The sequence below is a fragment of the Rathayibacter sp. AY1A3 genome, from assembly GCF_002930975.1.
In the GTDB taxonomy this organism is placed as follows: domain Bacteria; phylum Actinomycetota; class Actinomycetes; order Actinomycetales; family Microbacteriaceae; genus Rathayibacter.
Genome location: NZ_PSTO01000019.1, coordinates 59,024 through 67,017 on the forward strand (window position 1 = coordinate 59,024; position 7,994 = coordinate 67,017).

Below are 7,994 nucleotides of genomic sequence, written 5' to 3' on the forward strand. Positions count from 1 at the left end.
GTGCCAGAATCGGAGGATGCTCCGTTGGCTCACGGCCGGGGAATCCCACGGTCCCGAACTCGTCGCCGTCCTCGAAGGACTGCCGGCGGGCGTCCCCGTCTCCCTCGACGACATCCGCGCCGATCTGGCGCGCCGGAAGCTCGGCTACGGCCGCGGAGCCCGGATGAACTTCGAGCAGGACGAGCTGACGATCTCCTCCGGCGTCCGGCACGGAGCGACGATGGGCAGCCCCATCGCCCTGCGCATCGGCAACACCGAGTGGCCGCGCTGGGTCGACGTCATGTCGGCGGAGCCCCGCGACCCCGAGAGCCTGCCCAAGGGCCGCGGCGCCGCGCTCACACGGCCCCGCCCGGGCCACGCCGACCTCGTCGGGATGCAGAAGTACGGCTTCCCCGAGTCCCGCAACGTGCTCGAGCGCGCCTCCGCCCGCGAGACCGCGGCCCGCGTCGCCCTCGGCGCCGTCGCCCGCCGCTTCCTCGGCGAGCTCGGCGTCTCGCTCGTCAGCCACACCCTCGCCATCGGGCCGGTCCGCGTGCCCGAGGGCTCGCCGCTGCCCGGCCCGGCCGACGTCGCCGCCCTGGACGCGGATCCGCTGCGCTGCCACGATGCCGCGACCAGCGCCCTCATGGTCGCCGAGGTGGACCGCGCCCACGACGACGGCGACACCCTCGGCGGCGTGGTCGAGGTACTCGCGTACGATCTCCCGCCCGGACTCGGGTCCTACGTGCACTGGGACCGTCGTCTCGACTCCCAGCTCGCGGCGGCCCTGATGGGGATCCAGGCGATCAAGGGCGTCGAGGTCGGCGACGGCTTCCTCACCACCACCCGCCGCGGCTCGGAGGCGCACGACGAGCTCTTCCAGTCCGCCGCCGGCATCTCCCGGTCCAGCGACCGGGCCGGCGGCACCGAGGGCGGGATGAGCACGGGGACCGTGCTGCGGGTCCGCGCCGGCATGAAGCCGATCGCGACCGTGCCGCACGCGCTGCGCACCGTCGACGTCGCCACCGGCGAGGCGGCCGGCGCTCACCACCAGCGCTCCGACGTCTGCGCGGTGCCGGCGTCCGGTGTCGTCGCGGAGGCGATGGTCGCCCTGGTGCTCGCGAACGCCGTGCTCGAGAAGTTCGGCGGCGACAGCGTCACCGAGACCCGCCGCAACCTGCAGGGCTACCTCGCCGCCATGCCCGACGAGCTCCGCACGGCCGCCGCGAGCGACCCGGGTCTCGGGCTCGCCTGATGGCCGCGTCCTCGGCGGCCCGCTGATGGCGGGTCACGATACCGGCGCGGCCCGCGCCCGCCTCGTCCTGATCGGCCCGATGGGCGCCGGCAAGACGACGATCGGCAAGCGGGTCGCGAAGGCGCTGAGCGCCGGGTTCGTCGACTCCGACGCGGAGTTCGTGCGCACCCACGGCCCGATCGCCCCCTACTTCGACGCCCACGGCGAGCCGGCCTTCCGCCGGGAGGAGCGCCGTGTCGTCGAGCGCGCCGTCCGTCGCGACGTGGTGCTGAGCCTCGGCGGGGGAGCGGTGCTCGATCCCGCGACGCGCGCCGACCTCGCGGACGTGCCCGTCGTGCTCCTCACCACCACGGCCGAGGCCGTCCGCGACCGGCTCGGCTCCGGCTCCCGCCCGCTGGTGCGCGGCGGGGTCGGCGACTGGGTCCGCATCTTCGACGAGCGGCGCCCGGTCTACGAGTCCCTCGCGGACACCGTGGTCGACACCTCCCGGCGGCCGATCACCCTGATCGCCGCCGAGATCGCGGAGTGGGTGCGCGCGCAGCGCCCCTCCGCCACCCCTGCACCATCGGACCCGGCGGCCACGAGCCGCCCGAGCGGAAGACAGTCATGAACGACGGCACCACCGCCATCCCCGTCGCCGGAGAGAACGGCTACGACATCCACGTCGGGCGCGGACTCCTCGACGGCCTCGCCGACGCGATCGGCCCCCGGGCCGCGAAGGTGCTCATCGTGCACCCGCCGACCCTCGCGGTCCTCGCCGCCGAGATCCGCGAGAGCCTGCTCGAGCGCTACGAGGTGCTGCTCGCCGAGGTCCCGGACGCCGAGGCCGCGAAGCGCGTGGAGGTGGCGGCCTTCTGCTGGCAGGTGATGGGGCAGTCGGACTTCACCCGCACGGATGTGGTCGTCGGCTTCGGCGGCGGCGCGATCACCGACCTGGCCGGCTTCGTCGCCGCCACCTGGCTCCGCGGGGTCGACCTGGTGCAGGTGCCGACCACCGTGCTCGGGATGGTCGACGCGGCCGTCGGCGGGAAGACCGGCATCAACACGGCCGAGGGCAAGAACCTCGTCGGCGCCTTCCACGCGCCGCGGGCGGTCGTCGCCGACCTCGACGTGCTGACCAGCCTCCCGCGCAACGAGATCCTCGCCGGATTCGGCGAGATCGTGAAGTACGGGATGATCGCCGAGCCGCGCATCCTCGACATCATCGAGTCCGACATCGACCTGGCCACCGACCCGACGTCGGAGGAGTTCCGCAGCCTGGTCGAGCTGTCGATCGGGATCAAGGCGCGGGTCGTCGGCGAGGACTTCACCGAGAAGGGCCTGCGCGAGATCCTGAACTACGGGCACACCCTCGGGCACGCGGTCGAGCACGCCGAGCGCTACCAGTGGCGCCACGGCGCGGCCGTCTCCGTCGGGATGATGTTCGCGGCCGAGCTCTCGCGCCTGACCGGATCGCTCAGCGACGCGGTCGTGGACCGCCAGCGCCGGGTCCTCGAGTCGCTGACCCTGCCGACGAGCTACCCGCTCGGACGATGGGAGACGCTCCTCGCCGCGATGCAGCGCGACAAGAAGACCCGCGCGGGGATGCTCCGCTTCGTGGTCCTCGACGACATCGCCCGCCCGAGCATCCTGCAGGGGCCGGAGACGTCGCTGCTGTTCGCGGCGTACCAGGAGATCGGATCGTAGGTCCGGCTCGGCTGAGCCCGGGCGGCGCCGTCAGCCTCCGCCCAGGGCGGCCCTCCGCGCCTGGGCGTACTCGGCGTCGGTGATCGTGCCCGCCGCTCGCAGCGCCTCCAGCTCGGCGAGCCGGTCCGCCAGCGAGCGGGCGGAGCCGGGACCCTCGCGCGCGAAGCGGGCCGCGACGTCGGTCCGAAGGGTCAGCCGATCCACTCCGAGCGAGCGCGCCCGGCGCACGTTCACGACGATCAGCACCACGACGAGCACGATCACGACGGCGATGACGATCGGCACCGCGGTGAACGCGATCGAGTACCAGGGCAGCACGACGGTGTCGGCGGGAACGGCGTCCCTGTGCTCCTCCTCGGGTCGGTCCTCCACCGTGTCGCGCTCCGGCGGACCGGTGGGGCGATTCGCATGCGGCGTCCAGACTCCTCTGCCGACGGGGCCGCGTCGACTACACTCGACGGGTCAGCCGGACCGGCCGATATCGCCGCGCCCGCGTACCGGGCTCGCCGGCGCAGACTTCCACCGAAACGGATCCCCCTTCGCATGGCCTCTACCACCGACATCAAGAACGGCACCGTCCTCAGCATCGACGGCCAGCTCTGGAACGTCATCGACTTCCAGCACGTCAAGCCGGGCAAGGGCGGCGCCTTCGTCCGCACCAAGATGAAGAACGTCCTCACGGGCAAGGTCGTCGACAAGACCTTCAACGCGGGCGCCAAGATCGACACGGCCAACGTCGACCGCCGCGACTTCCAGTACCTCTACCGCGACGGCGCGGACTTCGTGTTCATGGACACCAGCGACTACGACCAGATCACCGTCCCCGAGGCGGTCGTCGGCGACGCGGCGAACTTCATGCTCGAGAACCAGAACGTGACCCTCGCCCTGCACGACGGCGACCCGCTCTACATCGACCTCCCCGCCTCGGTCGTCCTCGAGATCACCTACACGGAGCCGGGCCTCCAGGGCGACCGCTCGACCGGCGGCACCAAGCCCGCGACGGTCGAGACCGGCTACCAGATCCAGGTCCCGCTCTTCCTCGAGCAGGGCACGAAGGTCAAGGTCGACACCCGCACGGGCGACTACCTCGGCCGCGTCAGCTGAGCCGGGCCTCCCGTGAGTGCTCGCACGAAGGCGCGCAAGCGCGCCCTCGACATCCTCTACAACGCCGACGTCCGGCAGATCAGCTTCGCCCAGTCGCTGCGCGCCGAGGCCGAGCGAGCGGCGAACGAGCCGGCCCGTGAGGCCTCGTGGCTCTACGCCCGCGAGATCGTCGACGGGGTCATCGACCACGCCGACGAGATCGACGAGCTGATCGCCCGGCTCGCCCAGGGCTGGACACTCTCGCGCATGCCGCTGGTCGACCGCGCGATCCTCCGGATCGGGGTGTGGGAGATCCTGCACAACGACGCGGTGCCCGACGGCGTCGCCATCTCGGAGGCCGTCGAGGCCGCCACGTCGCTGTCGACCGACGACTCGGCGGGCTTCATCAACGGGCTCCTCGCCTCCGTCGCGGAGTCCCGCACGACGGCCTGACCCGCCCCGGAGACCTGCTCGGCCCGCCGGATCCCCGTGATCGGGCGGGCCGAGGTCGTTCCCGGGCTGCCCGTCCGGCGGGCCGCGCGACGGCCCCTATACTCGACACGGCTTTTCCTTTAACAGCCGTCCTGTGAGGCGGGGAAGGAGGTCGGTGTGACGGCACGAATCGTGCTCAACGGCGCTGACATCACGCGAGCGCTCACGCGCATCGCCCACGAGATCCTCGAGTCGAACCGCGGCCCCGAGTCGCTGGTCGTCCTCGGCATCCCGACGCGCGGCGTCGCCCTCGCGAGGCGCATCGCCGAGACGATCGCGCGGATCGAGCCGGACGGTCCCCCCGTCTTCGCCGGCTCCCTCGACGTGACCATGTACCGCGACGACCTCTCCCGGCACCCGGTCCGCACCCCCGCGCGCACCGCCGTCCCCGCGAGCATCGACGGCCGGACAGTGGTCCTCGTCGACGACGTCCTCTTCTCGGGCCGCACCATCCGCGCCGCCCTGGACGCCCTCAGCGACATCGGCCGTCCGCGAGCCGTGCGGCTGGCCGCGCTGGTCGACCGCGGACACCGCGAGCTCCCGATCCGGGCGGACTTCGTCGGCAAGAACCTGCCGAGCAGCCTGAGCGAGCGGATCAACGTCCGGCTCGTCGAGACGGACGGTGAGGACCTGGTCGCGATCGAGTCGCAGGCCACCGGCGAGGAGACGGCTCCGTGAAGCACCTGCTCTCGACCCGGGACCTCGACCGCGCGAGCGCGATCGCACTGCTCGACATCGCCGAGGACATGGCGGACGTGCAGAACCGCGAGGTCAAGAAGCTGCCGACCCTGCGCGGGAAGACCGTGGTCAATCTCTTCTTCGAGGACTCCACCCGCACGCGGATCTCGTTCGAGGCGGCGGCGAAGCGGCTCTCGGCCGACGTCATCAACTTCAGCGCGAAGGGCTCCAGCGTCTCCAAGGGCGAGAGCCTGAAGGACACCGCGCAGACGCTCGCCGCGATGGGCGCCGACGGAGTGGTCATCCGCCACAGCGCCTCCGGAGCCCCCGCGGTTCTGGCGGCGAGCGGCTGGATCGACGCGTCGATCCTCAACGCCGGTGACGGGACCCACGAGCACCCGACCCAGGCGCTCCTGGACGCGTTCACCATCCGCCGGCGCCTGCACGGCGCCTCCGCGTCCCGCGGCAAGAGCCTCGACGGCGTCGCGGTCACGATCGTGGGCGACGTCCTGCACTCGCGGGTGGCGCGCTCGAACGTCTGGCTGCTGACGGCGCTGGGCGCCGAGGTGACCCTGGTCGCACCGCCGACCCTCGTGCCGGTCGACACGCGCGACTGGCCCGCGACCATCCGCTTCGATCTGGACGAGGCGATCGACACCGGGCTCCCCGACGTCGTGATGCTCCTGCGCATCCAGCTCGAGCGGATGTCGAGCGGGTTCTTCCCCAACGGCCGGGAGTACGCGCGGATCTGGGGCCTCGACGACGAGCGGCTCGCCCGGCTGGGTCCCGATACCATCGTCATGCACCCCGGACCCATGAACAGGGGCGTCGAGATCTCCTCGGCGGCCGCCGATTCGAGCCGCTCCACGGTGCTCGAACAGGTCACGAACGGAGTGTCCGTCCGGATGGCCGCGCTCTACCTGCTGCTGTCCGGCGAACGGGAGGTCCACTGATGAGCACTGCCCAGCCGCTTCAGAGCACGGCGCCGGAGCGGATCCTGATCTCGGGAGCGACGCTCGCCGACGAGTCGACCGCCGACCTGCTGATCGACGGGGGCGTGATCGTCGAGATCGGCGCCGACCTCGACTCGCGCGGGGCCCGCGTGATCGACGCCGACGGCCTGCTTGCGCTGCCCGGCCTGGTCGACCTGCACACCCACCTGCGCGAGCCGGGGTTCGAGCAGAGCGAGACGATCCTCACCGGCACGCGAGCTGCGGCCGCCGGAGGCTTCACCGCCGTCTTCGCGATGGCGAACACCTCGCCGGTGCAGGACACCGCGGGCGTGGTCGAGCAGGTGCAGAGCCTGGGCGAGGACGCCGGCTACGCGACGGTCCGCCCGATCGGCGCGGTGACCGTGGGTCTGGCGGGGGAGTCGCTCGCCGAGCTCGGCGCGATGGCCCGCAGCCGCGCGGCCGTGCGGGTCTTCTCGGACGACGGGAAGTGCGTCTCGGACGCGCTGCTGATGCGCCGCGCTCTCGAGTACGTCAAGGCGTTCGACGGAGTCGTCGCCCAGCACGCGCAGGAGCCGCGGCTCACCGTGGGCGCGCAGATGAACGAGGGCGCCGTCTCCAGCGCCCTCGGCCTGCAGGGCTGGCCCGCTGTGGCCGAGGAGGCGATCATCGCCCGCGACGTGCTCCTCGCCGAGCACGTGGGCTCCCGCCTGCACGTCTGCCACGTCTCGACCGCGGGCTCGGTCGACGTCATCCGCTGGGCGAAGGCCCGGGGGATCGACGTGACCGCCGAGGTCACCCCCCACCACCTGCTCCTCACCGAGCAGGCCGTCGCCGGTCAGGACGGGCCGAGCTACGACGCCCGCTTCAAGGTGAACCCGCCGCTGCGCCGCGACGAGGACGTGCTCGCCCTCCGCGAGGCCCTCGCCGACGGCACCATCGACATCGTCGCCACCGACCACGCGCCGCACCCGGTCGAGGCGAAGGACTGCGAGTGGGACGCCGCGGCGTTCGGCATGGTCGGCCTCGAGAGCGCGCTGAGCGTGGTGCACGCCGCCGTCGTCGAGGACGGGCGGATGAGCTGGTCCGACGTCGCGCGCGTGCTCTCCTCCGCCCCCGCCCGCATCGGCCGGCTCGACGGCTACGACCGCGGCCTCGCCGTCGGGGCCGCCGCGAACGTCGTGCTCTACGACCCGGAGGCGCGACGCCGCTTCTCCGTCGAGGACCTGCGCGGCCGCAGCGGCAACTCCCCGTACCTCGGTCGCGAGCTGCCGGGCCGCGTCGTCGCCACCCTCCACCGGGGCTTCCCGACCGTGCTGGACGGCGAGCTCGTCGACGCGGCGGTCGTCGCCGCCTCCGCGAAGGCCTCCCGTGGATAGGGCCGCGATCACGATCGTCATCGCCGCGGTCGTCGTCCTCGTCTTCGTCGGCATGCTGCTCTCCTGGCGCGCGCGGCGCCGCCGCTCGGCCGCCCTCGCGCCGGAGCCCGTGCCCGCGTCCTCGCTGGGCGCCGAGGTCGAGCGCGTCGACCTCCCGTACGTGGCCACGACCCGCTTCGAGCAGCCGCTCGAGCGCGTCGTGCTGCCGGGGCTCGGCTTCCGCGGCAACGCGGTGCTGCGCCTCCACGAGCGCGGCGTCGTGATCGCCCCCGTCGGCGAGCGCGAGACGGTGATCCCGGCCTCCCTCCTGCGCGGAGCGGGCCAGGGCAGCTACGTGATCGACCGCGTCGTCGAGGAGGGCGGCCTGCTCGTGATCTCCTGGTCGCCCCGCGGCGACGAGACCGTCGACAGCTACCTCCGCGTGGCCGAGCCCGCCCTCCGGGCGCACCTGGTCGCCGAGCTGCAGCGCCTCGCCGGCCCCCGTTCCTCCCC

At 72.9% G+C, this 7,994-nt stretch carries 10 protein-coding genes; 9 read left to right on the plus strand and 1 reads right to left on the minus strand.

The genetic code is table 11. The features are described 5' to 3' along the window. The first annotated feature begins 16 nt into the window (after positions 1 to 16). Genes aroC through aroB form a run of 3 tightly spaced genes read left to right on the plus strand, consistent with a single transcriptional unit; the run spans position 17 to position 2,920 of the window. Positions 17 to 1,234: a chorismate synthase gene (gene aroC, locus C5C10_RS10625; protein ID WP_104329200.1), complete on the plus strand. Its 1,218-nt coding sequence runs from the start codon at positions 17 to 19 to the stop codon at positions 1,232 to 1,234. Positions 1,235 to 1,259: 25 nt separating this feature from the next. Then, a complete protein-coding gene (locus tag C5C10_RS10630; RefSeq protein WP_104225325.1) occupies positions 1,260 to 1,844 on the plus strand; it encodes a shikimate kinase in 585 nt (194 codons plus the stop codon). Next, on the plus strand, positions 1,841 to 2,920 hold the full coding sequence (gene aroB / locus C5C10_RS10635) for a 3-dehydroquinate synthase (RefSeq protein ID WP_104224752.1): 1,080 nt from the start codon (positions 1,841 to 1,843) through the stop codon (positions 2,918 to 2,920). The genes C5C10_RS10630 and aroB overlap by 4 nt, the downstream gene beginning before the upstream one ends. 30 nt (positions 2,921 to 2,950) lie before the next feature. Here the strand turns inward: aroB and C5C10_RS10640 are convergent, their stop codons facing one another. Next, positions 2,951 to 3,292: an SHOCT domain-containing protein gene (locus C5C10_RS10640; protein ID WP_104329201.1), complete on the minus strand. Its 342-nt coding sequence runs from the start codon at positions 3,290 to 3,292 to the stop codon at positions 2,951 to 2,953. 171 nt (positions 3,293 to 3,463) lie between these two features. Here C5C10_RS10640 and efp point away from each other — a divergent pair, with 171 nt between their 5' ends. The 6 genes from efp to C5C10_RS10670 all read left to right on the plus strand — a co-directional run. Continuing rightward, positions 3,464 to 4,024, plus strand: coding sequence for an elongation factor P (gene efp, locus C5C10_RS10645; protein ID WP_068210208.1), 561 nt, complete (start codon positions 3,464 to 3,466; stop codon positions 4,022 to 4,024). 12 nt (positions 4,025 to 4,036) lie between these two features. Then, positions 4,037 to 4,456 (plus strand): transcription antitermination factor NusB, encoded by a 420-nt coding sequence (nusB, locus tag C5C10_RS10650; protein WP_104224751.1) that lies wholly within the window; start codon positions 4,037 to 4,039, stop codon positions 4,454 to 4,456. 156 nt (positions 4,457 to 4,612) lie between these two features. Next, positions 4,613 to 5,173, plus strand: a complete 561-nt coding sequence (gene pyrR, locus C5C10_RS10655) for a bifunctional pyr operon transcriptional regulator/uracil phosphoribosyltransferase PyrR (RefSeq protein ID WP_104224750.1) — start codon at positions 4,613 to 4,615, stop codon at positions 5,171 to 5,173. Next, positions 5,170 to 6,126 (plus strand): aspartate carbamoyltransferase catalytic subunit, encoded by a 957-nt coding sequence (locus C5C10_RS10660; protein WP_104224749.1) that lies wholly within the window; start codon positions 5,170 to 5,172, stop codon positions 6,124 to 6,126. The genes pyrR and C5C10_RS10660 overlap by 4 nt, the downstream gene beginning before the upstream one ends. Further along, positions 6,126 to 7,502: a dihydroorotase gene (locus C5C10_RS10665; RefSeq protein WP_104224748.1), complete on the plus strand. Its 1,377-nt coding sequence runs from the start codon at positions 6,126 to 6,128 to the stop codon at positions 7,500 to 7,502. Before C5C10_RS10660 ends, C5C10_RS10665 begins: the two co-directional genes overlap by 1 nt. Next, positions 7,495 to 7,994, plus strand: a 500-nt coding sequence (locus C5C10_RS10670) for a hypothetical protein (protein WP_104329202.1), incomplete at its 3' end; no start/stop codon positions are given. The genes C5C10_RS10665 and C5C10_RS10670, both read left to right, overlap by 8 nt.